Origin of the sequence: Corynebacterium sp. DNF00584 (assembly GCF_001552965.1) — a bacterium.
GTDB lineage: Bacteria > Actinomycetota > Actinomycetes > Mycobacteriales > Mycobacteriaceae > Corynebacterium > Corynebacterium phoceense.
The window spans coordinates 52,923-78,571 of sequence record NZ_KQ959730.1 but is presented as its reverse complement, the minus strand read 5'-3'; the positions used below and the strand labels follow the sequence as shown (position 1 = coordinate 78,571).

26 protein-coding genes and 4 tRNA genes are annotated in these 25,649 nt (G+C 64.5%); 14 read left to right on the top strand and 16 right to left on the bottom strand.

Annotation, left to right across the window (positions count from 1 at the left end):
* Positions 1–7 precede the first annotated feature (7 nt).
* From HMPREF0307_RS01915 to HMPREF0307_RS01875, 9 genes are all read right to left on the bottom strand, one after another.
* Positions 8–196, bottom strand: a complete 189-nt coding sequence (locus HMPREF0307_RS01915; protein WP_066485986.1) for a hypothetical protein — start codon at positions 194–196, stop codon at positions 8–10.
* A gap of 260 nt (positions 197–456) precedes the next feature.
* A tRNA-Arg gene (locus tag HMPREF0307_RS01910) sits at positions 457–529 on the bottom strand.
* A gap of 173 nt (positions 530–702) precedes the next feature.
* Positions 703–2,277 carry an SLC13 family permease gene (locus tag HMPREF0307_RS01905; protein WP_066485984.1) on the bottom strand — a complete coding sequence of 525 codons (1,575 nt, stop codon included), beginning with the start codon at positions 2,275–2,277 and terminating at the stop codon, positions 703–705.
* Between the two features lie 120 nt (positions 2,278–2,397).
* Positions 2,398–3,471, bottom strand: coding sequence for a tartrate dehydrogenase (locus tag HMPREF0307_RS01900; protein ID WP_066485981.1), 1,074 nt, complete (start codon positions 3,469–3,471; stop codon positions 2,398–2,400).
* A gap of 9 nt (positions 3,472–3,480) precedes the next feature.
* Positions 3,481–3,783: a DUF202 domain-containing protein gene (locus tag HMPREF0307_RS01895; RefSeq protein WP_066485979.1), complete on the bottom strand. Its 303-nt coding sequence runs from the start codon at positions 3,781–3,783 to the stop codon at positions 3,481–3,483.
* Positions 3,776–4,144, bottom strand: a complete 369-nt coding sequence (locus HMPREF0307_RS01890; protein ID WP_066485977.1) for a YidH family protein — start codon at positions 4,142–4,144, stop codon at positions 3,776–3,778. Before HMPREF0307_RS01890 ends, HMPREF0307_RS01895 begins: the two co-directional genes overlap by 8 nt.
* Positions 4,145–4,262: 118 nt before the next feature.
* Complete coding sequence (locus HMPREF0307_RS01885; RefSeq protein WP_066485975.1) at positions 4,263–4,940, bottom strand: potassium channel family protein; 678 nt, start codon at positions 4,938–4,940, stop codon at positions 4,263–4,265.
* On the bottom strand, positions 4,933–6,234 hold the full coding sequence (locus tag HMPREF0307_RS01880) for a TrkH family potassium uptake protein (RefSeq protein ID WP_181734620.1): 1,302 nt from the start codon (positions 6,232–6,234) through the stop codon (positions 4,933–4,935). The genes HMPREF0307_RS01885 and HMPREF0307_RS01880 overlap by 8 nt, the downstream gene beginning before the upstream one ends.
* A 165-nt stretch (positions 6,235–6,399) precedes the next feature.
* Positions 6,400–6,491: transfer RNA gene (locus HMPREF0307_RS01875), tRNA-Ser, on the bottom strand.
* A gap of 138 nt (positions 6,492–6,629) precedes the next feature.
* Here HMPREF0307_RS01875 and HMPREF0307_RS01870 point away from each other — a divergent pair.
* Genes HMPREF0307_RS01870 through HMPREF0307_RS01860 form a run of 3 tightly spaced genes read left to right on the top strand, consistent with a single transcriptional unit; the run spans position 6,630 to position 9,837 of the window.
* Complete coding sequence (locus HMPREF0307_RS01870; RefSeq protein WP_066485960.1) at positions 6,630–8,297, top strand: alpha-keto acid decarboxylase family protein; 1,668 nt, start codon at positions 6,630–6,632, stop codon at positions 8,295–8,297.
* 34 nt (positions 8,298–8,331) lie between these two features.
* On the top strand, positions 8,332–9,348 hold the full coding sequence (gene hisC, locus HMPREF0307_RS01865; RefSeq protein ID WP_066485951.1) for a histidinol-phosphate transaminase: 1,017 nt from the start codon (positions 8,332–8,334) through the stop codon (positions 9,346–9,348).
* Positions 9,349–9,399: 51 nt separating this feature from the next.
* Positions 9,400–9,837: a phage holin family protein gene (locus HMPREF0307_RS01860; RefSeq protein WP_066485946.1), complete on the top strand. Its 438-nt coding sequence runs from the start codon at positions 9,400–9,402 to the stop codon at positions 9,835–9,837.
* Here HMPREF0307_RS01860 and HMPREF0307_RS01855 read toward each other — a convergent pair.
* On the bottom strand, positions 9,834–10,091 hold the full coding sequence (locus HMPREF0307_RS01855) for a MoaD/ThiS family protein (protein ID WP_066485938.1): 258 nt from the start codon (positions 10,089–10,091) through the stop codon (positions 9,834–9,836). The two genes, HMPREF0307_RS01860 and HMPREF0307_RS01855, sit on opposite strands and share 4 nt — an antisense overlap.
* 107 nt (positions 10,092–10,198) lie before the next feature.
* On the opposite strand from HMPREF0307_RS01855, the gene glp reads away from it, so the two are divergent.
* Genes glp through HMPREF0307_RS12800 form a run of 5 tightly spaced genes read left to right on the top strand, consistent with a single transcriptional unit; the run spans position 10,199 to position 13,471 of the window.
* Entirely contained in the window at positions 10,199–11,362 is a 1,164-nt protein-coding gene (gene glp / locus HMPREF0307_RS01850; protein ID WP_066485935.1) for a molybdopterin molybdotransferase MoeA, read from the top strand.
* Positions 11,362–11,832, top strand: a complete 471-nt coding sequence (locus HMPREF0307_RS01845) for a MogA/MoaB family molybdenum cofactor biosynthesis protein (protein ID WP_066485932.1) — start codon at positions 11,362–11,364, stop codon at positions 11,830–11,832. Before glp ends, HMPREF0307_RS01845 begins: the two co-directional genes overlap by 1 nt.
* Positions 11,822–12,280: a molybdenum cofactor biosynthesis protein MoaE gene (locus HMPREF0307_RS01840; protein WP_066485928.1), complete on the top strand. Its 459-nt coding sequence runs from the start codon at positions 11,822–11,824 to the stop codon at positions 12,278–12,280. The genes HMPREF0307_RS01845 and HMPREF0307_RS01840 overlap by 11 nt, the downstream gene beginning before the upstream one ends.
* The gene (locus HMPREF0307_RS01835; protein WP_066485925.1) at positions 12,277–13,278 is read left to right on the top strand and encodes a ThiF family adenylyltransferase; all 1,002 of its coding nucleotides are present in this window, start codon (positions 12,277–12,279) and stop codon (positions 13,276–13,278) included. Before HMPREF0307_RS01840 ends, HMPREF0307_RS01835 begins: the two co-directional genes overlap by 4 nt.
* A 55-nt stretch (positions 13,279–13,333) precedes the next feature.
* Positions 13,334–13,471 (top strand): hypothetical protein, encoded by a 138-nt coding sequence (locus HMPREF0307_RS12800; RefSeq protein WP_156435893.1) that lies wholly within the window; start codon positions 13,334–13,336, stop codon positions 13,469–13,471.
* Positions 13,472–13,520: 49 nt separating this feature from the next.
* On the opposite strand, the gene HMPREF0307_RS01830 is transcribed toward HMPREF0307_RS12800, so the two are convergent.
* The 4 genes from HMPREF0307_RS01830 to HMPREF0307_RS01815 form a co-directional block, all read right to left on the bottom strand.
* Positions 13,521–14,462 carry a cation diffusion facilitator family transporter gene (locus tag HMPREF0307_RS01830; RefSeq protein WP_066485922.1) on the bottom strand — a complete coding sequence of 314 codons (942 nt, stop codon included), beginning with the start codon at positions 14,460–14,462 and terminating at the stop codon, positions 13,521–13,523.
* Positions 14,463–14,464: 2 nt separating this feature from the next.
* Positions 14,465–14,854 (bottom strand): ArsR/SmtB family transcription factor, encoded by a 390-nt coding sequence (locus tag HMPREF0307_RS01825; RefSeq protein ID WP_066485914.1) that lies wholly within the window; start codon positions 14,852–14,854, stop codon positions 14,465–14,467.
* 140 nt (positions 14,855–14,994) lie between these two features.
* Positions 14,995–15,068, bottom strand: a tRNA-Cys gene (locus HMPREF0307_RS01820).
* Positions 15,069–15,224: 156 nt separating this feature from the next.
* Positions 15,225–15,309 (bottom strand) — tRNA-Ser (locus HMPREF0307_RS01815).
* 430 nt (positions 15,310–15,739) lie between these two features.
* On the opposite strand from HMPREF0307_RS01815, the gene HMPREF0307_RS01805 reads away from it, so the two are divergent.
* On the top strand, positions 15,740–16,702 hold the full coding sequence (locus HMPREF0307_RS01805) for an NAD(P)H-quinone oxidoreductase (RefSeq protein WP_066485900.1): 963 nt from the start codon (positions 15,740–15,742) through the stop codon (positions 16,700–16,702).
* Positions 16,703–16,713: 11 nt separating this feature from the next.
* Here the strand turns inward: HMPREF0307_RS01805 and HMPREF0307_RS01800 are convergent, their stop codons facing one another.
* Positions 16,714–17,961: an aminotransferase class V-fold PLP-dependent enzyme gene (locus HMPREF0307_RS01800; protein ID WP_066485898.1), complete on the bottom strand. Its 1,248-nt coding sequence runs from the start codon at positions 17,959–17,961 to the stop codon at positions 16,714–16,716.
* A gap of 173 nt (positions 17,962–18,134) precedes the next feature.
* Between HMPREF0307_RS01800 and HMPREF0307_RS01795 the strand changes: the two genes are divergently transcribed.
* The 5 genes from HMPREF0307_RS01795 (at position 18,135) to HMPREF0307_RS01775 (ending at position 22,124) form a co-directional block, all read left to right on the top strand.
* Positions 18,135–18,983, top strand: a complete 849-nt coding sequence (locus HMPREF0307_RS01795) for a galactan export ABC transporter permease subunit Wzm/RfbD (RefSeq protein WP_231724999.1) — start codon at positions 18,135–18,137, stop codon at positions 18,981–18,983.
* Between the two features lie 12 nt (positions 18,984–18,995).
* On the top strand, positions 18,996–19,808 hold the full coding sequence (locus tag HMPREF0307_RS01790) for a galactan export ABC transporter ATP-binding subunit Wzt/RfbE (protein WP_066485888.1): 813 nt from the start codon (positions 18,996–18,998) through the stop codon (positions 19,806–19,808).
* Between the two features lie 301 nt (positions 19,809–20,109).
* Entirely contained in the window at positions 20,110–20,493 is a 384-nt protein-coding gene (locus HMPREF0307_RS01785) for a hypothetical protein (protein ID WP_066485886.1), read from the top strand.
* Positions 20,494–20,604: 111 nt separating this feature from the next.
* Positions 20,605–21,054: a hypothetical protein gene (locus tag HMPREF0307_RS01780; protein ID WP_066485883.1), complete on the top strand. Its 450-nt coding sequence runs from the start codon at positions 20,605–20,607 to the stop codon at positions 21,052–21,054.
* Positions 21,055–21,200: 146 nt separating this feature from the next.
* A complete protein-coding gene (locus HMPREF0307_RS01775) occupies positions 21,201–22,124 on the top strand; it encodes a galactofuranosyltransferase GlfT1 (RefSeq protein WP_181734619.1) in 924 nt (307 codons plus the stop codon).
* Positions 22,125–22,188: 64 nt separating this feature from the next.
* Here the strand turns inward: HMPREF0307_RS01775 and HMPREF0307_RS01770 are convergent, their stop codons facing one another.
* Positions 22,189–25,596 carry an arabinosyltransferase domain-containing protein gene (locus HMPREF0307_RS01770; RefSeq protein WP_066486073.1) on the bottom strand — a complete coding sequence of 1,136 codons (3,408 nt, stop codon included), beginning with the start codon at positions 25,594–25,596 and terminating at the stop codon, positions 22,189–22,191.
* Positions 25,597–25,649 lie beyond the last annotated feature (53 nt).

Genomic DNA, 25,649 nt, shown 5'->3' with positions numbered 1-25,649 from the left:
TTAGTAGTTAGTCACGAAAGTTATCATCACGCTTCTTGCGCGCGTAATTCTTCTGCCGGTCCTCGCGTCCTACGAGCGGCACGACAGCCAGCCCCACGACTATGCCTGCAAGCAGCCACCAGAACGTTCCCGTGGCAATCCACATAATGCCGCCCAGCACGGCGCCACCGATGAGGCCCGGGGTCCACTTGTTCATTGCTCGTCTCCTTCTGCCCGCCGGGCACGCCTGTTGGCTTTATCCTAATGCCCCATGCTTTTACCCGACGGCGCTGGGCCACCAGCATAAGACCCGTCATTATTGAACACGGCGGGCACTATCGGGCGCACTAGCCTCATTTTCAGCGTCACACTCCTGATAACGCGCCCGAAATATAAGCGCCCCTACCCCCACGCTGCAGCACGGGCGGATGGAACACGAAGAAACCCGCTAGCCTTGCGGCCAGCGGGTTTGTGCTGTGCGCCCGGAGGGATTCGAACCCCCAACCTTCTGATCCGTAGTCAGATGCTCTATCCGTTGAGCTACGGGCGCTAACCATTGCCTCGAGCGGTTGGTGCTCTCTGTGCAACGAGGAATAACTATACCCACGGCTTTGAATTGTGACAAATCGCCAGGCCAGTCAATGTTTTTACCTGCTGTTTACCCGGGTCAGACCATACGCAATGCCCCGCACGAGGCGGGGCATTCGCAGAAAGAGAAAGTGATTAAGCAGTGAGGCCAAAGACCGGGATGGCGATGAAGTAGACGGTGAGTGTGATGAGCACGGTACCGATGATGTTGAGCCAAATACCGCCCTTGATCATGTCGCCAATCTTCACGTGGCCAGAGCCGTACGCAATGGCGTTCGGCGGGGTGGCGACGGGGAGCATGAACGCACAGGTGGCGGCGAGTGCGACCGGGATGCAGAGCACGAGGACATTGATGTCGCCGTTCGCCGTGAGGCCAATACCCACGGCGACGCCGCCCATAATCGGCAGGAAGGTCGCGGCGGTTGCGGTATTTGAGGTGATTTCCGTCAGGAAGAGGACCAAGAAGGCAATCGCGGCGATGAGCAGGATGACGGGCAGGGAGCCCAGGCCCTTGGCCAGCTCACCAATCCACAGGGACAGGCCGGAGTTATTGAACATCGCGGACAGAGACAGGCCGCCGCCGAAGAGGAGGAGGACGTCCCACGGCATGTCATTGGCCGTCTTCCAGTCAAGCAGGCGCACGCCGGACTTGAAGTTGGCCGGCAGGATGAAGAGGATGAGGCCAGCGGCGATACCTACGATGGCATCGTCGTAGCCGGACTCCTTATCAAGGAAGAACGGGAGAGCAACCCATGCGACAGCGGCGCACAGGAAGATGATGGCGGTGGCGATCTGCGGGCCGGTCCACGGACCCATGGCCTTGATTTCGTCGTTGATGAGCTCCTTGCCGCCCGGGATACGATCCATCTCCGGCTTGAAGATGGTCACGAGCAGGAACCAGGCGATGAAGAGGAAGACGATGGCAATCGGCATGCCGACGATCATCCACTTGCCGAAGCTCAGGTCGATGTCATGCGACTCACGCATGTAGCCAGCGAGCAGGGCGTTCGGCGGAGTACCGATGAGCGTGCCCAGGGAGCCGATGGACGCAGCGTAGGCGATGCCGAGCATGAGCGCGGTCGCGAACTTCTTCTGGTTAGCCATGCCGCCGACCGTGTCAGCGGTAAGCGTCAGGACGGACATGCCAATAGGCAGCATGACCACGGCGGTCGCGGTGTTGGACACCCACATGGACAGGAAGCCCGTGGCAAGCATGAAGCCGAGCACGAGGCGCTTCGGCGACGTACCAACGACCTTGACAACGGCAAGCGCCATGCGGCGGTGGACATTCCAACGCTGGAGGGCCAGCGCGATAAGGAAGCCACCCATGAACAGGAAGATGGTCGAGGACGCGTACGGCGAGCCGACTTCCTTAATCGTGCCCACGCCAGCCAGCGGGAAGACGACGAGCGGGATAAGGGCGGTGGCGGCCAACGGAATGGCCTCGGTCATCCACCATGCGCCCATGAGGACGGTAACGGCGGCGACGGCGCGCAGGCCTTCAAGCGTGTAGGTCTCCTCCGGGTCAGCTCCGGAAGACTGCATCACAGTCTCCACGGCGTTGGACGGGAAAAAGAACCAAATGAGTGCGGCAAGAACAAGACCGACAATGAGGCCGGTGAATTCACGGCGCCATTCGAAAGTGCCGAGGGGCTTGTCGTCTTCGCCCTCGGCATGGGCGGTCGATGGGTGCGTTTGTGGGGTGGTCATGATGCTCCTGGAAATGAGATACACGGCGGCGTTCACCGCGAGAGACACGCATTACCATAAACCACGCACTAGGGTCGGGGCCACATCGTGCCACCCCCACGTCAACCCCACGGCGGGCCGTTAGTCCGCCAGCCGAGCCGCGATTGCGGCCCCCAATTCGGAGGTAGTCGCGGTGCCGCCCATATCGGGCGTCAAACCCTGGCCCTCGGCGAGGACGGACTCGAAGGCCGCGATGACGGCATCGGCAGCCTCGCGCTCGCCGAGGTGATCGAGCATCATCGCGCCGGCCCAAATCTGGCCGATGGGATTGGCAATCCCCTGGCCAGCGATGTCTGGGGCCGATCCGTGGACGGGCTCGAAGAGGGAGGGGAACTCGCCCGTGGGATTGATATTGCCTGACGGCGCGATGCCAATGGTGCCGGTGCAGGCCGGGCCGAGATCGGACAAAATGTCACCGAAGAGGTTGGAGGCGACCACCACGTCGAAGCGGTCCGGGTGCATGACGAACTGGGCCGTGAGGATGTCGATGTGATATTTATCCACGCTTATTTCCGGGTAATTCTCCGCCATGGCTTCAACGCGGGAATCCCAATACGGCATGGTGATGGCAATGCCATTCGATTTCGTCGCGGACGTGAGATGCTTGGCGTCGCGACGCTGCGCGAGATCGAAGGCGTATTTCAAGACGCGGTCGACGCCAGTGCGGGTCATGACAGTTTCCTGGATGACGGTCTCGCGATCCGTGTCCGGGAACATCGTGCCGCCCACGGAGGAGTATTCGCCTTCGGTGTTCTCGCGCACGACCCAGAAATCGATATCGCCGGGCTCACGGCCTGCGAGCGGCGAGGGCACGCCGGCGAGTAGCTTCACCGGACGCAGATTGATGTACTGATCGAACTCGCGGCGGAACTGGAGGAGCGAACCCCAGAGGCTCACATGATCAGGGACGACATCCGGCCAGCCTACGGCACCGAAGTAGATGGCGTCACAACCACCCAGCTGCGCCTTCCAATCGTCCGGCAACATCTTTCCGGTGCGCTGGTAGTACTCCGCCGAGGACCAATCGAACTCGGTGAACTCGATCTCCAGGTCGAATTTTTCAGCCGCCGCGCGCAGGACGCGCAGGCCTTCGGGCATAACTTCGGTGCCGATTCCATCACCGGCGATAACAGCAATCGTGTACATGCGCCCCATTGTGCCCGCTTACAGCGAGACCAGGCCAAGCAGTGCCAACCCCACCGTCAACCCCGCGAGCCCCGCCAAGGTTCCCGCCCCCGGCAGACCCTCACCCGCCGCGAGTCGGCGGTCCACGGCACCGGCGCGCGCCCGCGCAGCGAGATACAGGCCGCCCGCGGCAATGGCGACGAGGACGAGCGCCCACGAGACCGCGAACCCCGCCGCGCGCAGCGTAAGCAGCAGCGCGCCGACCGCCGCGAGCGCCGTGCGCTGCCACGACAGGCGGGTGCGCTCCGGTTGCAGGCCAGCATCAAAGAGCGCGCTAGGCACGGGTTTCTCCGTACAGCAGGATGCCCGCGATGACGAGGACGGCGAGGATCAACACCGGTAGCGCGAAGCTGCCCGGCAGCGGTGTTCCCTCACGCATGGCACGCTCGCAACGCGCCCAGTGCAACCACGCGGCTACCGGCAGCACGAGCGCCGCGATGAGCATGACGACGCTCACCGCGCCGGTCACGCGGTCCGGCAAGTCGAGCTCGAAGGCGCGCAACGCCACGCCGCCAGCAATGAACGCGAGCGCCGTGCGCGTCCACGCGAGGAACGTCCGTTCATTGGCCAGGCTAAAGCGCGGGTCCGGCTCCTCGCCACGCCCGTAGACGGCGCGCGGGAAACGCTTGTCAGGGTTGCTCATGCCCCGCAGTCTAACGCGGCAGACAGGCGTGCGCCCCGCAGGCCATCGATCGACCGCAGGGCGCACAGGAAGCGGTATCCCCACCACTGGCCGGTCGAGTTGTAGCCGGCGCCGCAGCTTATCCTTCCGTGAACTTCTCCAACGCCGCCGGCGAGCCCGCCGCCACGATGAGGTCGTTCGCCGTGAGCTCGCGGCCATCAGTAAGCGGCAGCCACCGCCCCAGCGTGCGCACGGAGACCAGCTGCACCTTGTACTCGCGCAGCACCTTGGCCAGGTCGAGCGGCTTGCCCTGCACGCACGCGGGCGGCACGAGCTTGGTCACGCCGTAGTCCTGCGCGATCTCCGCAAAATCCTCGAAGCGGCCGGACAGGAGGTGCGCGATGCGCCGACCGGTATCGCGTTCTGGGCGGATGACGTGATGGACACCGATTTTGAGCAGGATGCGCGCGTGCGCCTCCGAGTCTGCCTTCGCCCACACGTCGCGCACGCCCAGCTCCACCAAATTCGAGGCCGTCAAGATAGAGGCCTCCACGTCCGAGCCGATGGCGACAACGGCCCGCTCGACCTCGTCGATGCCGAGCTGCGTGAGCACGGCGGCATCGGAAGTATCTGCCTGGACGGTCTGCGTGAGCTCGGGCGCCATCTCGCGCACCAACTTGTCCGAAGCGTCGATGCCGAGCACCTCCACGCCATGGTCCATGAGCTCGCGGGCCAACGCGTGGCCGAAGCGGCCGAGGCCCACGACCACGACGGGTGCGATGTCGATGGTCTTCCGGGAACCAAAAATATTAACCAATGAAGGGCCTTTCCTCGGGGTAGCTAAAGCGCTGCGTGACCGCGCGCGCGGCGAGCGCCGCGATGAGTGTGGTGGGGCCGACGCGGCCCAGATACATAATGAAACACAGGATAATTTGGGACGGCGCACTCAGCGACGCGGTAATGCCGGTGGACAAGCCCACCGTCGCAAACGCGGAGGTCACCTCCAGCATGACCTGGTCCGCGGTGAACTGCGGGTCGAAGGCGCGCAACAGGCCCACGCCCACCGCAATGACGGCGATTCCGAAGAATGCCAGCACCAGCGCTTGGCGCACCGCCGCAGTGGGGATGCGCCGGTGTCCGATGGCGACGTCATCACGGCCGCGAAATTCCGCCACCATCGCCGCAAGGAGCACACACGCCGTCGTGACCTTGATGCCGCCGGCCGTACCCGCCGAGCCGCCGCCGATGTACATAAGGACATCCGTCCCCATGAGCGTCACCGGGTGCGCCTGGCCATAATCAATCGCATTGAAGCCCGCCGTGCGCGGCGAGACCGCCATGAAGAAAGCATTGAGCAGCCGCTGCCCCGCCGGCATCCCCGCCAGGACGCCCCGGCTTTCCGATGCCCACATGAACGCCGTCCCCCCCACGACCAGCACCGCAGATGCCCACAAGGTCATGCGCGCGGTCACCGATGCATGGTGGACGCGTGCGCGCACCGTAAGCCGCGCGCGGACGCGGCGCAGGAACTCCGCGTGAACCGGATAGCCGAGACCGCCGCCGATGATCGCCGCCGCCAGCGGCAGCAGAATCCACGGGTCCGCGGCAAAACCCACGAGGTTATCCGAGTACGTGGAAAAGCCCGCGTTATTGAATGCGGAGACCGCGTGAAACGTGCCTTCCCACACCGCCTGCGGCCCGGTCCAGCCGTAGTGCGCCATGCCGCGCACACCCACGACGAGCGCCACGGCCGCCTCCGCCGCGAAAGTGAAGAGAAAGGTAAACGTGAGCGTGCGCCGAATGCCGCCTTCGACGATGGGGCGTCCCTCCGCCGCGCCCGCGGCACGCGCCTTGAGGCTCACCCGCCCGGTAAGCAGCATGCCCGACAGCGACGCGAGCGACATGATGCCCAAACCGCCCAGCTGGATGAGCGCCAGGATGACGCACTGGCCGAAATGTGTCCAGTACGAACCGGTGTCCTCAACGATGAGCCCGGTGAGCGACACTGCCGAGGTCGCCGTAAAAAATGCCGGAAGAAACGGCGTCCAGTGCGGCACATGCGCCGAGATGGGCAACATGAGCAACAGCGTGCCCGTCAAGATGAGAGCCATAAACCCGACCGCGGTGAGCCGCGCGGGTCCAAGCCACGAGATTTTCACCAGCCGATCCTAACCCCAGCGCGTTCCCGCCGCCTAGTTATGTGACGCAGTTTCCTCGACGCGCGTGGCGCCTTGCCCCACACATGCGACAACCCCCGGCGAGAACCGGGGGTTGAGTGGCGGAGACGAGAGGATTTGAACCTCCGGACCTACGCAAGTAAGTCAACTCCTTAGCAGGGAGCCCCATTCGGCCGCTCTGGCACGTCTCCAGATACTCGAAAGTATCACACGGAGACTTTACCTGAGGGCCGCCCCTGCACACAAAAGAGCGCACACAAAAGACCGCCCCCTTTATGTCAACGCGTCATAATAGACGGCAGCACTCACCGTCTCGAAAGGAGCACTGCATGCAGACAACCGTGGGCGAATTCCTCCTCCGCCGTCTCAAAGACATTGGCATTACCGAAGTCATCGGCGTGCCTGGCGATTTTAACCTGAGCTTTTTGGAACAGCTGCGCGACGCAGAAGGCATCCGTTTCGTGGGCGCCTGCAACGAGCTCAACGCGGCGTATGCGGCGGATGGCTATGCTCGCTCGCGCGGCGTCGGCGCGCTTCTTACCACGTACGGCGTGGGTGAGCTCTCCGCTCTCAACGGCATTGCGGGCTCGCGCGCGGAGCACATCCCGGTCGTCTCCATCGGCGGCGCCCCACCGCAGTACGCCACGGAGTTCCGCTGGAACCTCCACCACTCCCTCGCGGATGGCGACTTCGCGAATATGCTCGAGGCCATCGCGCCGTTCACGGAGGTCGCCGTGCGCGTCTCCCCCATGAACGCCGTTGAGGAAATCGATCGCGCGCTGCGCACCTGTCTGCGTGAGAAGCGCCCCGTCCACATCCAGCTCCCCTCGGACATCACGCATCTCACCATCGAGGCTCCCGATGCCCCGCTCGACACCTCCCTGCCCGCCTCCGACCCCGAGCGCCTCGAGGCCGCGGCCGCACGCATCCTCGAGGTCCTCGCCCGCGCCGAGCACCCACTCCTCCTTATTGACCAGGACGCGGACCGCCACGGTTTTACCGAGCCCCTCCTGCGCCTGGCGGAGAAGGCACAGATTCCTTTCGCCCAGATGTCCTCCGGCAAGGCCCTCCTGCCCGAGAATCATCCGCTCTTCATCGGCACCTACAACGGCGCGGCCTCGGCGCCCGGCGTCAAGGACCGCGTCGAGCACTCGGACTTCCTGGTGACCACGAACCCGCGCTTCATCGAGGTCAACTCCGGTTCGTTCACGCACGAGCTTGACCACGCGCTCGTGGTTAACCTCGGTGACCAGCACGCCAGCGTTGACGGCGAGTACTTCGTGGGGCTCACCACCCGCGAACTTATCGATGCCCTCATCGACCGCGCCCCCGAGCGTCCCGCCACCCCGCGCGAGACCGCCCCGACCACGAGCGCCGCCGCGCCTACCGGTCCGCTCACGCAGGCCGAGCTGTGGCCGCGCATGGCACGTTTCCTCCGCGCGGACGACGTGGTCATCGCCGAGGCCGGCACCTCGCATATCGGCCTGAGCGCCCAGCAGCTGCCCGCGAACGTCAAGTACATCAACTCGCCCATCTGGGGCTCCATCGGCTTTACCCTGCCCGCGACGCTCGGCTCTCAGCTTGCTGAGCCGGGCCGCCGCCACGTCCTCTTCATCGGCGACGGTTCCTTCCAGCTCACCGCCCAGGAGCTGTCCACCATCCTGCGCGAGGAACTCAATCCCATCATCGTACTCATGAATAACCGCGGCTACACCATCGAGCGCTACATCCTGGGCATGGAGGACGAGTACAACGACATCCAGAACTGGTCGTACGGCGCGCTGCCGCAGGTCTTCAAGCCGGATACGACGATGAAGTCCTACTCCGCGCAGACCTTCGAGGAACTCGAGGAGGCGCTCGCCGCCATCGAGTCCTCGGATGCCGGCGCGTTCCTCGAGCTGCACCTTCCGCCTGCCGATGCCCCCGCCGGCCTCAAGGCCTTCGGCCCGCTCACCGCCGAATTCGACTACGGCCCGCGCGGACCCCGTAACCCGTAAGCCGTAACCGCACCTAACCACTAGAGTGATAGAAATGATTCGCCCTGACCTTTCCTCCCTCCCCGCCTACGTCCCCGGCAAGCGCCAGGAAGACGCCCTCAAGCTCTCCTCCAACGAGGCCACGCAGCCGCCGCTGCCCGCCGCCGTCGACGCCATGGCCGCAGCTGCCGCCGGCGCGAACCGCTACCCGGACATGGGTGCCGTTGCCATCCGCGAGGCCCTCGCCGAGCACCTCGGCGTCGCCTTCGAGCAGGTTGCCGTGGGCACCGGCTCCTCCGCGCTGTGCCAGCAGCTCGTCCAGGTCACCTGCACCGACGGCGACGAGGTCGTCTTTCCGTGGCGTTCCTTCGAGGCCTACCCCATTTTCGCCCAGGTCCACGGCGCCACCCCGGTCGCCATCCCGCTCAAGGACGAGGGCGTGGATCTGGAGGCCATGGCCGCCGCGATCACCGACCGCACACGCCTGATCTTCATCTGCAACCCGAATAACCCGTCCGGCTCCATCGTGACCCGCGCCGAGTTCGCTGAGTTCATGGCCAAGGTCCCGGCCGAGATCACCGTCGCCCTCGACGAGGCGTACACCGAGTACCTGCGCGCCGAGGACACCCCGCTGGCCACCGAGGAAATCGCGAAGTACCCCAACCTCGTGGGTCTGCGCACCTTCTCCAAGGCCTACGGCCTGGCCGGCCTGCGCATCGGCTACGCCTTCGGCCAGCCGGAGATGATCGAGGCCCTCAACAAGGTGGCGATCCCGTTCTCCGTGAACTCCGTGGCCCAGGCTGGCGCTCTCGCCTCCCTCGCCGCGCAGGATGAGCTGAAGCAGCGCACCGATACCGCCGTCGTCGAGCGCCAGCGCGTCATCGAGGCCACCGGCGCGTACCCCTCCGAGGCCAACTTCGTGTGGCTGCCGGGCGAGACCCCAGAACTCGCCGCCGCGCTCGCCGAGCAGGGCGTGCTCGTGCGTTCCTTCCCCGAAGGCATCCGCATCACGGTGACGACCCCGGAGGAGACCGATCAGCTCCTCGCCGCGTGGAAGGCCGTCCGCGGCTAGTCTGCGCGTTTTCTCAGGCGGTCCGCAGGGACGGCCGGTAGTGTCACACCCATGAAAGCCCTGTGGAACTTCGCACTCAACGTCATAGCCGTCGCCCTCGCCTTATGGGTCGTTGTCTCTTTCGTCCCCGGCATCGACATCGTGCCGCCCGCGCTCACTCCGGGCGAGCCAGGCATCGGGTCGACCAATGAGGCGGGCTCCTCGTCGACGTTCCTCGCCGTCGCGGCCGTCTTCGTTCTCGTCAACGCCGTCATCACGCCGGTGCTGCGGTTCCTCGGCGCACCCCTCACCTGCGCCACACTCGGATTGTTCGCGCTCGTCATCAATGGCGCGGCGCTGCTCATCACGGAGTGGGCATTTAACTCCCTCGATACCTCGCTGGGTCACCTCGACATCGACGGCTGGCTGCCCGCCATCCTCGGCGCGATCGTGCTCGGGCTCGTCTCAGGCGTGGTGAATTTCTTCACAAGCCCGCTGCGGGCGCGCTAGCCGCCGGCGAAGGGCGGGAGGATATCCACGCGCGCGGCGCCGTCGAGGACGGCGTCGCGTTCGGCGTTTTTGCCGTCGATGAGGAAGGTGCACCGCTCGAGGACCTGCGCAAGCGTCATGCCCGCCTCGGTGGTGCCGGTATGCGCGGCCGCGAGGGCATCGAGAAGCTCGCCCAGGGAGGCTGCGGGCTCCGCAGACTCCTGGGCGGTACCGGCGGCGGCGCGGGCCGCGGCAAAGTAATGAATCTCAAGCATGCACCCCACTATGCCAGCCGAGAACACGCGAGAAAAAGCCTAGACTTGTAGACGATGTGTCCCCACCGGGGTTTCACCCACGGATCCCCCTTGTACAAGGAGTTGCCATGCGCACGTACGAAGAACACTTGAGCGCCGTCCGCGCCGTCGTCACCGCACCGAACGTCGTCACGCGTTCCCTGCTGGAGGCCGATGGCATGGTCCTGGCCAAGTCCATCAACGCGACCTACAACTCCCCGCGCTTCGATAACTCCCAGATGGATGGCTACGCCATCACGGACCCAGCTGGCGGCACGCTCACTGTGGGCGCCACGGTCGCCGCAGGTGACACGGCTGCGACACCGCTCAAGGAGGGCATCGCCACCCCAATCATGACCGGCGCCAAGGTGCCGGAGGGCACCAAGGCCATCGTGCCGGTGGAATTCTGCGAGCCGTCCACCTTCGTCGAACAAGGCGGCACCGTCACCATCCCGGCCGTCAAGGAAGGCCAGTACATCCGTAAGGCCGGCTCCGACGTCGAGGAAGGCAAGCTGCTCATCCCCGGCGGCACGCGCCTGCTCCCGGCCGCTATCTCCGCGCTCGCTGGCCAGGGCTACACCGAGGTCGAGGTGTACGCCCCCGCCCGCATCGTCGTCGTCACCGGCGGCGCCGAGATCGGCACCGCCAACCTGTCCGCCGGCCAGATTCCGGACTCCAACGGCCCGATGATCGCCGCGCTGTGCAAGGAGTACGGCATCGAGGTCGTCGCCTACGTACGCACCAACGATGACCCGGGCATCCTGCGCTCCGATCTGGAAGGCGTCGTGCGTCTCTACCAGCCGGACGCCATCGTCACCTCCGGAGGCGTCTCCCACGGCAAATTCGAGGTCGTGCGCCAGGTCTTCGAGGACAACGGCTGGTTCGGCCACGTCGCTCAGCAGCCCGGCGGCCCGCAGGGCCTCGCCCACTTGGGCGATGTTCCGGTCATCTGCCTGCCCGGTAACCCGGTCTCCACGCTTGTGAGCTTCCGTCTCTACGTCGGTCCGGTCCTCGGCCACTCGCGCCCGCCGTATATCTCGCGCATCATGCAGGACGTGGACGGCCTCGAGTCCCGCGACCAGTTCCGCCGCGGTGTGCTCTCCCACTCGCCGGAGGGCATGGGCCAGGCCGAGCTTCTCCCGGGTGCAGGTTCCCACCTCATTTCCCAGGCTATGTCCGCCACCGCCCTTATCCGCATCCCCGCTGGCGCGCACCTCAAGGCCGGCGATCCAGTTGAGGTCTTCCCCATCTAATGGCACGCACCGGAATCGTTATCGTCGCCTCCACCCGCGCCGCCGCGGGCACGTATGAGGACCGCTCCGGCCCCATCGCCGTCGAGTTCCTGCGCGCGCAGGGCCTGGAGTGCGCCGATGCCTCCGTGGTTCCCGACGCAGACATTCGCGCCGCTGTCGACCAGGCTTTCGCCGAGAAGCCCGCGGTGATCCTCACCTCGGGTGGCACGGGGCTCAGCCCCGATGACCAGACGGTCGAGGCCCTCGAAGCCCACCTCGAGCGAACCTTGCCGGGAATTGCCCACGCGTTCTACGCGGCATCGGCAAGCGTGCCCACCGCCCCACTCTCGCGCACCGTCGCGGGCACGCGCGGGACGACCTTCGCCATGGCACTGCCCGGCTCGACGGGTGGGGTCAAGGACGGCGTCAAGGTGCTGGAGCCTATCCTGGGACACATCATTGAACAGCTCGAAGGGAAGCATGAGCACTGATCCACAGTACGTAGCAGAGCACACCGGCCTGGTCATCGACGCTTTTATGACGAACGAGACCATCGACACGGCCGCGGCAGTCGCCGCGACCGTAACGCCTGCCATGGGCGCGACCGTCACTTTCGACGGCATCGTGCGCAACCATGACGGCGGGCGCGGCGGCGTCGAACTGCTCACCTACACTGCGCACCCCAGCGCGGACGCGGAAATCAAACGCGTCGCCGCTGAGGTCATCAGCTCCCATCCCCACGCCCGCCTGTGGTGCGCGCACCGCACGGGCGATTTGCACGTCGGGGACTCAGCCTTTGTGGTTGTCGCCGCCGCCGCGCACCGTGCTGACGCATTCCATGCCGCCGAGGACTGCGCCAACCGCGTCAAAGCCGAGGTGCCCATCTGGAAAGAGCAACGCCACACTGACGGCTCCGTGAATTGGGTGGGTCTCGAATGAGCGTCCGCTATGCCCGGCAAGAGGCTCTCTGGGGCGAGGAGGGCCAGGCCAAGCTTGCCCGTGCCACCGTCGCGGTCATCGGCGCCGGGGGGCTCGGCTCCCCCGCGCTGCTCTACCTCGTCGGCGCCGGCGTAGGCCGCGTCCTTCTCTTCGACGATGACGAGGTCTCCCTGTCCAACCTGCAGCGCCAGGTCATCCATGCCACGCCGGACGTGGGACGCCCGAAGACCTCATCCGCAGCCGAAAAAATCGCCGCGCTCAACCCCGCCGTCACAGTCGAGACCTTCGGCCGCCTCGAGTCCGCTACCGCGCTCGAACAGCTGCGTGGCGCGGACGTCATCCTCGATGGCACCGATAACTTTGAGGCGCGCTACCTGTCCTCCTGGGCCGCCCACGAGCTGGGCATTCCCCATATCTGGGCCTCCATCCTGGGCTTCGACGCGCAGCTGTCCGTCTTCTGGTCTGGCCACGGCCCCGTCTACGAAGACGTCTTCCCCGAGGCCCCCGCGCCCGGCTCCGTGCCGTCGTGCTCGCAGGCGGGCGTGCTCGGCCCCGTCGTGGGCATCGTCGGCTCCGCCATGGCCCTCGAGGCCCTCAAAATCATCACCGGCGTCGGCGAGCCCCTCGTGGGCAAGCTCGGCTACTTCGACGCCCTGTCCGGCACGTGGGAGTACATCCCGTTGGTCACCTCGGGCACCGTACCCACCCAGCCTGACGATGCCCCCGAAGTCCGCGCCGTTCCCCTCGGCACCCGTCTGATCGACGTGCGCACCGCCGAGGAACGCGAGCACTCCGTCATCCCCGGCGCGGAGCACTTCCTGCTCGACCGCATCGTCGACGGCGAGAACCCCGACCTCGACCCCGACGAATACGCGGTCATCCACTGCGCCTCCGGCATCCGCTCCGCCCAGGCCGTGGCCCTCCTGCGCGAGCGCGGCTTCACCAACGTCGTCTCGCTGCGCGGCGGAATCAACGCCTGGCTAGAGCAGAATTCGTAGTGGCCAACACCGTTATCTACCGGTAGCGTCGCTAGCGCGCGAAAGGAATACCGCGATGACCACCTCCGCAGCACCGCTCGTCGTAACCGCCCGCACGTGGTACGGCGGTGGGGACCTCATTATCGATGAGGACAACGCCACGAGCACCCTCCGCCTCGAGAACGCTGAATATCGATCCCCACATACGCACTAGGCAGCACTAGGCGCCCCGCCCGGTACGAGCCCGGGAGGGGGCGCTGCGTTCAGTTGTGCTTGCTGACTTCCGGTTCATGTTCGGCAATGTGCTCGGTCTCGATCTGGAAGGTCGAGTGATGAACGGAGACCTCGAAGTGTCCTGCAACGCAGTCTTTGATCTCTTGGAGCATCTGGGCGGCATGACCGTCGGTAAAGCACTCGTCGTCGACGACGACGTGGGCGGTCAGGGTCGGTAAGCCGGTCGCCACAGTGGAGGCGTGCAGATCATGGACATCCTGAACGTGGTCGAGTTCGAGGATGTGTGAGCGGACTTTGTCGAGGTCGAGGCCCTTAGGAGTGAACTCCATGAGGACGCCGATAGTCTCACGCATCAGCTTGAACGCGCGAGGCACGATCAGGCTGGCGATGAACAGTCCGGCGATGGCGTCGGCCTGCGTGAACCCGGTCGTGGCGATCACGATCGCCGCGATGATCACTCCGAGTGAGCCGAGGGCGTCGTTGAGGACTTCGAGGAACGCGGCACGCATGTTGAAGTTCGAACCGCGGCTGGAGGCGAGGACGGTGATGGCGATGGTGTTCGCGACCAGGCCGATAATGCCGAAGATCAGCAGTTCGCTTGCGGGCACCTCCGGCGGCTCGAACAGTCGCCGGATGCCTTCGATGGCGGCGTACGTGCCCAGCACCAGCAGCAGTGCCGACTGCCCGAGGGCTGCGATCACCTCGATACGCCGGAACCCCCAGGTGCGCTTGGCGTTAGCGGGTTTGAGCATCAGCGTCCCGGCAATCAGTGCAACCAGCAGGCCGAAGGCATCGGTGATGGCATGGGCGGTGTCGGTCAGCAGTGCGAGGCTGCCGGTGATGACCGAGCCGATGGCCTGGGCAACGACGATCATCGCGGTGATCGAGAATGCGATCCAGAGTTTCTTGCGGAAATCTCCAGGGTGCCCGTTCTCGCTGGCGGCGGGGCCGTGATTGTGTCCTGCCCCCATATCTACTTCTTCTCCGTATCTGTCGCGTGGTGGATATGTGGGAGTCGCAGGTGCGTGCAGTGCAGGGCCTGCGTGCCGGTGGCATCGAGGAGGCATTCAGCAGCGGCGATGAGGGTACGCAGGAGCTCGGGCTGTGTCAGCGAGTACCAGGTGGAGCGCCCTTCCGGGCGCATCGTCACCAGGCCGCACTCAACGAGAAAGCCGACATGTTTGCTCACCGTAGACTGGGCCAGGCCCATGTGCTCGACCAGATCGCGGACCCGGTGCTCACCCGAGGCGAGGTGCTGCACGATCGCCAACCTCGTCGGTTCTGCAAATGCTTGGAATAGGTGGGCGTATGCTGCCGTCGCCACCTCGTCGAGGGTTGCCCCGTCCTGTTGCTTCATAGTCATATGGCGATTATATCGCCCGATGACGATATTATCAAGTGTGATCTGTCGCTCGATGCGAAATGAAGCTCAGAGGTCTCGGCGTGCCTGAGGGTGGACTGCCAGCCGCCTGCGACGCGTGCCCTATTGGACTCAGCGGAAAGTGGAGGTGCCTACGGGACTCGAACCCGTGTCAAAGGTTTTGCAGACCGCTGCCTATCCTCTCGGCCAAGGCACCAAGTCGCCGGAACGGGAAGAAAATTCCCTTAACTTTCCCTTCATTACGTCATTTTGTGGCTATACCTGTCCCTAAATGACAAAATGGATTATGCCGTTGACCAGCCTAGACAAAGCAAAACCCCCGGTGGATAGCCACCAGGGGAAATAGGACCGGCGGAGACGGAGGGATTTGAACCCTCGGTGAGTTTCCCCACGCTGGTTTTCAAGACCAGTGCATTCGGCCGCTCTGCCACGTCTCCTCGTCACAACTGCAGTCGCAAGCGACCACAGAACGTAACTGCTTTAGCCTACTAAACCGTGGGCCGCGATTCACACTCGCCTCGCAATTCCGAAAATCGGTCCTCCCACGTGGCCCGCACGAGTCGGGCGCCAGTGACCTGGGCCAGAGGCGTATCAGAATGTCTTTTGTTCACGATGCGCGTGAGCTCCTCGTAAGAGGCGACGCCCACAGTCTCGCGGTACACGCGCAGACACGAGGCATCATCGTCTGCATCGAACACGACAGGCTCCGCGGTCGCCCACATCACCAAGTGCGGAGTCACCATCGTTGACTCCTTTCTCGCTAGCTGCGTGAATGTGTACGTACCCACGGTCTAAAAGAATCCCCAGTCAAAATCAGCGCCCCGAAAGCCCGGCGCGCGGCGGGAAGAAAACGCTAGTTTGGGGTGCATGCACGCAATCATTCAGAAGGACTTAGAAGACCCCCGCTCGCTCGAACTGGGCGAAGTGGATACGCCAGAGCTCAAGCCCGGGGAGGTACTCGTCGAGGTCAAGGCCGCCGGCGTCAACCGCGCGGACCTCCTCCAGGCGCGCGGGGCGTACCCGCCGCCTAAGGGCGAGTCGGAGATTATCGGTCTCGAGGCCGCTGGCGTCATCGTTGACGCAGGCGATACCGACCGCCAGGTCGGCGAGGAAGTCGGCGCGCTGCTCGCCGGCGGCGGTTATGCCGAGTTCGTCGCCGTGCCGGAAGGCCAGCTGCTGCCTATCCCCAAGGGCTTCACACTGGAAGAGACCGCCGCCGTCATCGAGGTCGCCTGCACCGTATGGTCGAATATCGTCATGGCCGCGGGCCTCAAGGAAGGCCAGACGATTCTCATCCACGGCGGTGGCGGCGGCATCGGCACCTTCGCTATCCAGGTCGCCAAGGCTCTCGGCGCGACGGTGGCTGTTACCGCAGGCTCGGCGGAAAAGCTCGAGCGCTGCCGCGAGCTCGGCGCGGATATCCTCATCAATTACAAGGAGCAGGACTTCGCTGAAGAGCTCAAGAACCAGTGCGACGTCGTCCTCGACATCATTGGCGCGAAGTACCTGAAGCAGAACCTCAAGGCGCTCGCCGTGGACGGCCACATGGTCATCATCGGTATGCAGGGCGGCACGAAAGGCGAGATTAACCTCGGCGTCGTCCTCAACAAGCGGCTCACCATTCAGGGCACGACGGTGCGTGGCCGCAACCACGCGGACAAGGCCGCCATCGTTGCCGAGACGGTGAAAAACGTCTGGCCCATGCTCGAGGATGGCCGCGTCAAGCATGCACTCCACGCGACGTTCCCGCTTGCTCGTGCCGCCCGCGCCCACGAGGCCCTCGACTCCGGCGAGGTCACCGGCACGCTGGTGATCACGAACGCCGACTAGGCCGGTGAGACTTACGCCAGCGAGGCGACGACGCGGGTGAGCTGCTCGATGTCGTTGTGCGTGTTAAACGGACCGAGCGCTACGGTGACGGCGCCGCCGAGTTCGTCGATGCCCATGTCGCGCAGCAGGGGCGTGGCCGGGGCGAGCGTCGTGACAAGCCGGTTGTCGAAGAGACGACGGTGGACGGTCTCGGCCGGCACGCCGCGCACGGCGAAGGATAGGCGCGGGAGGCGGTCATCGGAAGCCTCGGCGGCGGCCTCACCGGTAGCGCCGAGGATGTGGACCTGGCTCAGCGTGCCGAGATAGATATAGAGGTCTGCGCGGAGATCGTCGAGGTAGGCCTCGAGGGACTCCATCGAGCCGCGCAGGCGCACGCGGCGGGAGCCACGGTCGCCGCCGGCGAGGGTCGCCATATGGTCGACGAGCGGACCGACGCCGCCAGCGAGGCCCGCGGAGACGGGGGTCTCGAGCTTCGCGGCGGTGTGCGCTGTCTGGCCGGGGCTGAGAGCGTCGAGGCGGCGGAACATCGCGGTGTCACGGAAGACGAGCGCGGCGATCTGCGGGCCACCGAGCTGCGCCAGGTCAATGGCAAGGATGTCCGCGCCGAGGTCATCCATGTCGATGGGACGGTACGGGGCGAGCGCGGTGACGTCGAGAAGCGTCCAGGCGCGGGAGCGGGAGCGGACGGTCTCGATGATGTCATGGACGGGTGCCACGGTGCCAAGCAACTCATGCGCGGCGGAAAGGGACACGAGGCGCGTGGAGCCATCGACAAGCTCCGCGTACTGGAAGGCGGGCAGCTCGCCGGTGCCGAGATCCGGCTGGGCCCAGCGCACGGTCGAGCCATGCGGACCGTGGGCGAAGGCGGCGTAGAGCGCCGGCGGGTCAAGCTTGGAGAGCACCACCGAGGACTGGCGGCGCAGGAGCGGGCCGAGGGCGCGGGCGAGCGACTGGTAGAGCACGGGCAGGGAGGGGCCGAGCACGACGGCATCGGCACGCGCGCCCACGAGATCGGCGACGGCCATGCGGGCGGCCTGAAGGTGCTTCTCGCCCTCAAGCATGCCGGCGACAGGGGCTGCGGAATGGGCGCCCACGGGGGCATCTGCAGGCAAGACGGCATTCGCGGTGCGGAAGGCTCGGGCGACGCCGGAGGCAACCTTCTCCGCAATCTGCGGCGCGGCGTGCGCGTTGAGGTACGTCCAGCCGTCAGCGAGTCCCGTATATAAACCACGAACACTCGCCGCGTCATAGGCAACCATGGCAACTCTTCCCTTCCGCGCTGACAACTTCCCCACTCTATACCGTTCGCACCAGAATGTGTTTCTTGCAGCTCATCGCCTTTTCACGGCGGGCCACTCCCACTGGGGACCTCGGAGACGATAGGGTATGCCACGTGCATGACAATAACCAACTGCGCGCCGATATCGCCCGCATGACTGCCGTCACCGACCAAGGAGAGATTCCTCCTTCGCAGTCGATGACCTTCAAGGCAGCCTTCGCCGATCTCATTGAGGGTGCGCGCCAACGCGAGCTCTGGTTCAAGCTCGGCGTCCAAGACATCAAGCAGCGCTACCGCCGCTCCGTCCTGGGACCTTTCTGGATCACCATCGCCACCGGCGTCATGGCCGCCGCGCTGGGCCTGCTCTACTCCTTGCTGTTCAAGATCCCGCTGAGTACGTTCCTGCCCCACGTCACCGTGGGCCTTATCATGTGGAACTTCATCTCGGGCGCCATCAAGGAAGGCGCCACCGTCTTCATCGACAACGAGGGCCTTATTAAACAGCTCCCCGCGCCGCTCTCGGTCCACGTCTACCGCCTCGTGTGGCGCCAGACCCTCTTCTTGGGCCACAACCTCATTATTTGGCTCATCCTCCTCGCCATCTTCCCGCGCCACCTGGGCTGGGAGTTCTGGCTGTTCCTTCCAGCTCTCGCCTTGTTGCTGGTCAACGGCGTGTGGGTGTCCATGTTCTTTGGCATCGTGGCCACGCGCTTCCGCGACGTCGCGCCGCTGCTCGACTCGCTCACGCAGCTGCTCTTCTACGTCACGCCGATTGTGTGGATGACCTCGACACTCAAGGACAACGCCTCCGTATCCTCGCGCGCGCGTCTGGCGGAGCTGAACCCGCTGTACCACTACATGGAGATCGTCCGCGCCCCCATGATTGGCCAGCCTGTCGCGGCCTACCACTGGTGGATCGTGATCGCCTGCACCATCGGCGGCGTTCTACTCGCTGCCCTCGCCATGCGCCAATGGCGATTCCGCGTCTCCTACTGGGTATAAGGACTTCTCACCATGGTTTCCATCGATACGTATAACGCCTGCGTCGACTTCCCCATCTTCGACGCGAAGTCCCGCTCCTTAAAGAAGGCCATGCTCTCCACCGCCGGTGGCGCGATTGGTAAGAATGCCTCCAACACCGTCGTGGTCGAGGCCCTCAAGGACATCAACCTGCACCTGCGTGAGGGCGACCGCGTGGGGCTTGTCGGCCATAATGGCGCCGGCAAGTCCACGCTGCTGCGTCTGCTCTCCGGCATCTATGAGCCCACCCGCGGCACCGCGGACGTGCGCGGGCGCATCGCGCCGGTCTTCGACCTGGGCGTGGGCATGGACCCGGAGGTCTCCGGCTACGACAACATCATCATCCGCGGTCTCTTCCTGGGCCAGACCATCAAGCAGATGAAGTCCAAGATGGACGAGATCGCGGAGTTCTCTGAGCTCGGCGACTATCTGGCGATGCCGCTGCGCACCTACTCCAACGGCATGCGCGTGCGCCTAGCGCTCGGCGTCGTCACCTCCATCGAGCCGGAAATCCTCCTGCTCGACGAGGGCATTGGTGCTGTCGATGCCGCGTTTATGGCCAAGGCCCGCGTCAAGCTCCAGGAAATGGTGAAGAAGTCCGGCATCCTCGTCTTCGCGTCGCACTCCAATGACTTCCTCGCCCAGCTATGCAATACCGCCCTGTGGGTCGATCACGGCGAGATCAAGGAAGTCGGCGAAGTGGCCGACGTTGTCGAAGCCTACGAGGGCCCCGGCGCCGGCGACTATGTGCGCGACCTCCTTAAGCGCTTTAACGAAGAAGAAGATGAAGAAAAAGATAAGGACTAAGAGCTTTCCGCTTACCCCTTCTTCGCCCCGCAGCTCCGTTTTAAGGAAGTCTGCGGGGCCTTCTTTTTGCAGGTAACAGCGTGAACATACTTAGCGTGACCTTGCCTTTTCGCCATTTGTGCCACGGCCATCTTTTACCCCCGGATTAAGTTAATTCATACCTCATCCACCTGGGATTTTACTTTCTCCGGAAAAAGACTTACGAATCCCACAGGAATGGTCTAAGCTTAGACCAGTTCCGCAGGGAGGTGTCCCTACGAGCGTGTCTATCTTTCCATCCCCCTTCCAAGGAGATTTCCCCATGAAGCGTTTCGCTGCTGGCGCAGTTGCCGTCGCTACTGCTCTGTCCCTGTCCACCGGTGTTGCCTCCGCCGCTACCCCGATTGACACCGACACTGCTGAAAACCTTGGTGCCCTTATCGGTGCTGGCATCAAGAATGGCGTCTCCGCCCCGCACGAGGGTTCTGCCGACGCAAGCTCTGATGCCCACAAAGACAACGAGGGCTCTGCAAAGGCATTCGTGAATTTCTACGGTTCCTCCTACAAGAATGACCTCAACAACGACTACCCGGCAGGCACCACCGCTGACATCCTCTGGGGCGTCGGCATCGCCGCTGCTGTCCTGGCTGCTGGCGCCGCTGCCGTCAATGCCGGTGTTATCCCGGGCGTTTCCCTTCCGTTCTAATTCTCGATAATTTCGAGGATTAGTTTCCGGATTTCGAAGCCTTGCTTGGTTACCATGCCAAGCAGGGCTTTTTGCTTTTCAACATATCTTCTCTTTCAAGGATTGACGACCATGAAGCGTTTCACTGCGGGCGTTGTGGCTGTGGCCGCTGCCCTGCCCCTGTCCACCGGCGTCGCGGGAGCGGCCGACGGCAAGACCTCGTCGGAGGTCACTGATGGTGAGGTAGGAGTCGCCATCACCAAGGCCGTAGCTAAGGAGGCTTTCGGCGGCGACGGGTTTGGGTCTTCTATCGATGTAGCTGCAGACGTTATCTCTTCCAAGGCGGAGAAGGGCGAGATCGGCAGCTCCGATATCGAGAATCTCAAGAATGCGGCTGACCGTGGCTCATCAGACGAGTTCCTCGTGTCGACCATCAAGTCGGACGTGGCGAACGACTGGAAGATTGGGCAGACGCTCGACATCATCCTCGGCGTGACGATTGCGGCTATCTCCACACTTCTGGTCGGCGGCGCGGCGGTGGGCGCGGATGCCGCGGGCATCATCGACATCCCGGGGCTCTAAGCACCGGCACACATCACACCGGCACACATCCTAGCGTGAATGAGTTGGCCAAAAAATTGAAAAATCGGCACGACTCATTCACGTTGTGAGCGCGACGCTGGCTGGCGCGGGGTGTCTAGAGGGGGCATCGGAAAGCTGGTGGCAGAATGGAAGCCATGACTGTTAAGACCCTTTCCGCGGCGGGAACAACTGCCGCTGTCATCGTCACTCACCAGCGCGTGGAGCTGCTGCGCGCGTCGTTAGAGCAGGTCGTAGGGCAAACTCACCCGGTGGAATGGGTCATCGTCGTCGACAATGGCAATGAGGCTGCGGTGCGTGAACTCGTGGAGTCCATGGCGGGCGAACGCGCGGTATACATCGGGTCGAAGACGAACCTGGGCGGCGCGGGCGGCTTCGCGCTGGGCTTCTTGAAGGCGCTGGCGCTGGGTGCGGATGCCATCTGGTGCGCGGATGACGATGGCCGTCCGGCGGACTTCGGCGTGCTGGAGGAGCTCTACCGCGTGGCGGAGGCGAACTCCTTGCACGAGGTCTCCCCGGCCGTGTGCAATATCAACGAGCCGGAGCGCCTCGCGTTCCCGCTGCGCCAGGGCCTCGTGTGGCGGCGCCGGATGGATGAGCTGGAGGGGGACTTCCTGCCGGGGATCGCGTCGCTGTTTAATGGCGCGCTCATCTCGGCGGAGGCCATGACGATCATCGGCGTGCCGGATTACCGCCTATTCATTCGCGGCGACGAGGTCGAGTACCACCGCCGCCTGGTCAACTCGGGACTCGAGTTTGGCACGGCGCTCACGTGCGCGTACTTGCACCCGGACGGCTCGGACGAGTTCAAGCCGATTCTGGGCGGCAAGATGCACACGCAGTACCCAGAGGGTGAGTTCAAGCGCTTCTTTACCTACCGCAACCGCGGCTACCTGTTGTGGCAGCGTGGCATGCGCAAGCTCCTGCCGCAGGAATTCGCACGCTTTGGTTGGTTCTTCCTCGTCCAGCAGCACGACCCGAAGGGCTTTATGGAGTGGCTCGCGCTGCATAACCGGGGGCGCAAGGAAGACTTCCGTAGGCCGGGGCAGTAGCCGCCCGGGTTCATTGAAAACAACGAAAGCCGCCGGATGTCCGGCGGCTTTCGGCATTGAAGGGCTACTTTTCAGAGCCCTCCGGACGAATCTTCATCTCAGATTCCTTCCACAGACCCGAGCGTGTGATGATCTCGTGGTCGATGGAGGCGAGGTCGGGGGCCTCGCCGGCGGAGTTGGTGCGCAGCTCGTACTTCTTGATGGAGCCCCAGTCGCGGGCCCAGTCGTGGTTGAGGTAGGCCGGGATCTCGTAGTCGTAGTTCACGGCCTCCGCGGTAGCCATGGCGCCGCCGCCAGAGAAGGACTGGAAGTCCGTGAGCGAGGTCTGCGCCGCCGCGTCCGGAAGGATGCGGTACTCGGGGATCTCGGTCACGCCGGCGTAGTGGTCGAAGGTGCGCTGGCAGGGGAACTGCAGGGCCGTGGACCAGTCGAGAAGGCCCGGGGTATCGGAGCCGATGACATTATTGAGGGTGTCCAGGGTGGGTACGCGCGGCGGCGTGATGGCCAGCCAGTCTTCCTCATCGAGGGAGTCATCCGTAGCGACGAGGCGCACGACGTTCGCCTCGGCGGGGAGCTGGTCGAGTGCCATGCGGAGGTTACGCCACTTCGGGGTGGCGCCGACATCGGACAGTTCGGCCTCGCCGATGTCCTTGATGGAGCCGCCGTCCTGCGTGCCGTACTGGAGCGTGAGCTCCATGCCGTCCTGCTCAATGCCATTGACATCGTGGTGGTAGATGTTGCCGGCGGCGGAAACGACGAGGAGCGGGGCGGCGTCGGTTGCTTCAGGCAGCTTAAACCACTGGGACTTGAGGCTGGCGGTGCCTTCCTGGTCCTCAGAGTACGAGCCGGTGATGGGGACCTTGGTGTAGTCCAGGTCGAAGGGCAGCGCGATGTGGGAGCCGTTGACGCCCGCCTGATCACGCTCGCCGGAGGTAGCCTGCTTCTCCTGCTCGCTGCGGTGGGCGGACTCGCTCTCCGTCTTCGTGGAGGCCGTACCGTCCGTCTCGCCGTTCTGCTCGTTCTCGTCAACCGCGCCGCCCAGGGAGCGGTCGGCGCCGGAGGACGCGTTGGTCGTATCCGTGCTCTGCGACGTGGACAAGCCGCCGATAGCACCCACGGAGGCGGAGTTCTGATACTCAGGTTCGATGGAGGACGGCACGTTATCCGGGGCAAAGCCCGTGGAGTTCGGGTCGTTGAGGGACTCGCCCAGAGTGCCGGCAATCGGCTCGAGGAAGGAGTCGTTCGTATTGGTCTCCACCAAAGTGGCATCGGCGAGCGAGCACGTGTTACCCGCAAGCGAGGCAAGATTGCCCTTGCCCACGGAGTAGGCGTCGCCCTGGGAGACGTAGGCCTTAGCGAAGGAGGCCATGGAGAAGGCCACGACGCCAATACACGCGATGGCAATGGGAGCAGACATGACGCCGGCCCAGCGGGTCACGCGGTCAGACTCGGCGGCGCGGAAGTCCTCGTCGCTCGTGCCCGCGGCAATCGCCTTGGTGCGGCGCGACTCGCGACGGAAGGACTGAATGATGCCGATAGCGAGGATGACCAAGCCGATGGCGAGCACCACCGTGTTCGCCTCAATGGCCTTGAGTTGGACGGTGCGGTCCCACCACGGAATGCCGAAGGAGGAGACGTACCACCAGGCGTTCCAGCCAGCCAGGGAGATGGCAAGGAGGAAGGTCACGGCGGCCAGGGCGAAGGTGCGTGCGCGGGAGGAGCGCAGGGCGATCTGGGAGAGCACGACCGCGCCCAGGGCGGCGACGACGCCGGCGACACCGGCGTAGATGCCGAAGTGGTGCGTCCACTTCGTCGGCGTGAACATGAGGAAGAACATGCTCAGCGCGATGATGAGCAACAGGCGCGCGGTGGGGCCAGCCTCAGCGCCCACGACGCGGCGGTTCTTAATGAACGCGTAGACGATCAGCGCCAGGCAGAAGAGCATGGTGAACATCGCGAAGCGGCGCGTGAGCGAGCCGTCCACGGACTCCTGGAAGAGCGTGGTGTAGCGAACGTACTCGGAGTACCACGGCAGCGCGGGGCCGACCTGGGAGCGCACGGAGGTGGACTCAAGGACGGTCGCGAGCGTTTGGTCGTGGAAGACCGCCACCATAATCGCGGTGCCGGAGGCGAGGAACGTGGAGACGAGCGGGACCCAGCCCAGCCCAGTGGCCTTGGCGCGCTCACCGAGGAAGGCAAAGAGCTGCGGCAGGCAGACCAGGAAGATGCCCACGGCGAACAGACCCGTGGGGCCGACGGCCAGCGTGATCGTCGCGATGATGGTGCCGATAGCCGCTGGCAGGAGGCGGCGCGTAGCGATGGAGCGCTCGAAGGACGCCCACGTCAGCATGACGCCCAAGGCGACCATAGGCTCCGGACGGATGCCGTTGTTATACGGCAACCAGAAAGCCAGGAACATAAACGCCGCGGTCCAGTGGGCGACGCGGCGGCCGTTAACGAGCTCGCCAAAGCGCGGGAGGATTTCGCGCGACAGCACGAACCAGATTATGAGCGCGGCGACGAGCGATGGCAGGCGCATGAAGACCGAGGAGGTCGACACGTGCGTGAGCGCGGCGAGTAGGTCGTAGTACGGGGAACCGAAGGGGGCCTCAGGCACGCCGTACCAGCGGTAGTAGTTCGCCATGTAGTCCGCGTGACCGCTCACGCGCGCCATGGTGAGGATGAAGCCGTCGTCCGAGGTATTCGAACCGAAGATGTGCCAGAACGCGAGGATGGCGGCGACCACGCCATCGAGCGGACGGACCTGCTTCCACGTCTCCGGCATAAAGCCGAAGCGCTTGCCGTCGAGGCGGTCAATACGCCACAGGCAGAACAAGGAGATGAGGACCATGAGCAGGCCGAACCACATGGCAATGGTCTTCACCGTGGACGGCGAGGAAGTAAAGCGGGAGTTGACCTCCACGTCGACGCGCATGTCGCTGAGCGCTGCGCGAGCCTCCGGCGTGTTATCAATCTCGGTGTAGGTACCGGTGACCTGCGGACGCTCGTCGTCTTCGGTCTCTTCTTCGTGCTTGCCCACGTCAACGCGCACGGAGTCGCCATCCGCCGCGATATGCAGCACGGCATCGTCAGGCAGAGCCGCGACCTCGCTCTTGTCGAGGGAGAGGATGACCGTGTCGAGGGAGGCGACCGTGAGGCCCCGCTCCTCGTCGTAGCGGACGAACATACCGCGGTTGGTCGCCTTCTCCGACTCGGGCGGCACCGTGCCGTAGAGCAGCGACTGTCCCTCACGCAGGTACTGCGTCGCTGCGATGGGGATTTCCGCATCAATCTTCTCCGGCGCCACCGAGATGAGCGGCGAGTTGATCGAATTGAGCGAGTCATTTTGCGGCCAGTGCACGCTGGACTGCACCTGGTTGACCGGCAACAACGGCAGGGCCACAAAGGCCAGGAAGCCAAGAATGCCGGAGACGAGAGCAGTCCACTTCAACCATGCCGGCGCGGTCTCCATGCGCACGGGCTGCGAAGCAACGCTCGATGCTGGGCTTTCGGTCGATAAAGTCA

Coding starts and splice junctions, on each gene's coding strand:
- HMPREF0307_RS01915 (WP_066485986.1), bottom strand. CDS start 196: ATGAACAAGTGGACCCCGGGCCTCATCGGTGGCGCCGTGCTGGGCGGC.
- HMPREF0307_RS01905 (WP_066485984.1), bottom strand. CDS start 2,277: ATGACCACCCCACAAACGCACCCATCGACCGCCCATGCCGAGGGCGAA.
- HMPREF0307_RS01900 (WP_066485981.1), bottom strand. CDS start 3,471: ATGGGGCGCATGTACACGATTGCTGTTATCGCCGGTGATGGAATCGGC.
- HMPREF0307_RS01890 (WP_066485977.1), bottom strand. CDS start 4,144: ATGAGCAACCCTGACAAGCGTTTCCCGCGCGCCGTCTACGGGCGTGGC.
- HMPREF0307_RS01880 (WP_181734620.1), bottom strand. CDS start 6,234: ATGGCTCTCATCTTGACGGGCACGCTGTTGCTCATGTTGCCCATCTCG.
- HMPREF0307_RS01870 (WP_066485960.1), top strand. CDS start 6,630: ATGCAGACAACCGTGGGCGAATTCCTCCTCCGCCGTCTCAAAGACATT.
- hisC (WP_066485951.1), top strand. CDS start 8,332: ATGATTCGCCCTGACCTTTCCTCCCTCCCCGCCTACGTCCCCGGCAAG.
- HMPREF0307_RS01860 (WP_066485946.1), top strand. CDS start 9,400: ATGAAAGCCCTGTGGAACTTCGCACTCAACGTCATAGCCGTCGCCCTC.
- HMPREF0307_RS01855 (WP_066485938.1), bottom strand. CDS start 10,091: ATGCTTGAGATTCATTACTTTGCCGCGGCCCGCGCCGCCGCCGGTACC.
- glp (WP_066485935.1), top strand. CDS start 10,199: ATGCGCACGTACGAAGAACACTTGAGCGCCGTCCGCGCCGTCGTCACC.
- HMPREF0307_RS01845 (WP_066485932.1), top strand. CDS start 11,362: ATGGCACGCACCGGAATCGTTATCGTCGCCTCCACCCGCGCCGCCGCG.
- HMPREF0307_RS01840 (WP_066485928.1), top strand. CDS start 11,822: ATGAGCACTGATCCACAGTACGTAGCAGAGCACACCGGCCTGGTCATC.
- HMPREF0307_RS01835 (WP_066485925.1), top strand. CDS start 12,277: ATGAGCGTCCGCTATGCCCGGCAAGAGGCTCTCTGGGGCGAGGAGGGC.
- HMPREF0307_RS12800 (WP_156435893.1), top strand. CDS start 13,334: ATGACCACCTCCGCAGCACCGCTCGTCGTAACCGCCCGCACGTGGTAC.
- HMPREF0307_RS01830 (WP_066485922.1), bottom strand. CDS start 14,462: ATGGGGGCAGGACACAATCACGGCCCCGCCGCCAGCGAGAACGGGCAC.
- HMPREF0307_RS01825 (WP_066485914.1), bottom strand. CDS start 14,854: ATGACTATGAAGCAACAGGACGGGGCAACCCTCGACGAGGTGGCGACG.
- HMPREF0307_RS01805 (WP_066485900.1), top strand. CDS start 15,740: ATGCACGCAATCATTCAGAAGGACTTAGAAGACCCCCGCTCGCTCGAA.
- HMPREF0307_RS01800 (WP_066485898.1), bottom strand. CDS start 17,961: ATGGTTGCCTATGACGCGGCGAGTGTTCGTGGTTTATATACGGGACTC.
- HMPREF0307_RS01795 (WP_231724999.1), top strand. CDS start 18,135: ATGACTGCCGTCACCGACCAAGGAGAGATTCCTCCTTCGCAGTCGATG.
- HMPREF0307_RS01790 (WP_066485888.1), top strand. CDS start 18,996: ATGGTTTCCATCGATACGTATAACGCCTGCGTCGACTTCCCCATCTTC.
- HMPREF0307_RS01785 (WP_066485886.1), top strand. CDS start 20,110: ATGAAGCGTTTCGCTGCTGGCGCAGTTGCCGTCGCTACTGCTCTGTCC.
- HMPREF0307_RS01780 (WP_066485883.1), top strand. CDS start 20,605: ATGAAGCGTTTCACTGCGGGCGTTGTGGCTGTGGCCGCTGCCCTGCCC.
- HMPREF0307_RS01775 (WP_181734619.1), top strand. CDS start 21,201: ATGGAAGCCATGACTGTTAAGACCCTTTCCGCGGCGGGAACAACTGCC.
- HMPREF0307_RS01770 (WP_066486073.1), bottom strand. CDS start 25,596: ATGGAGACCGCGCCGGCATGGTTGAAGTGGACTGCTCTCGTCTCCGGC.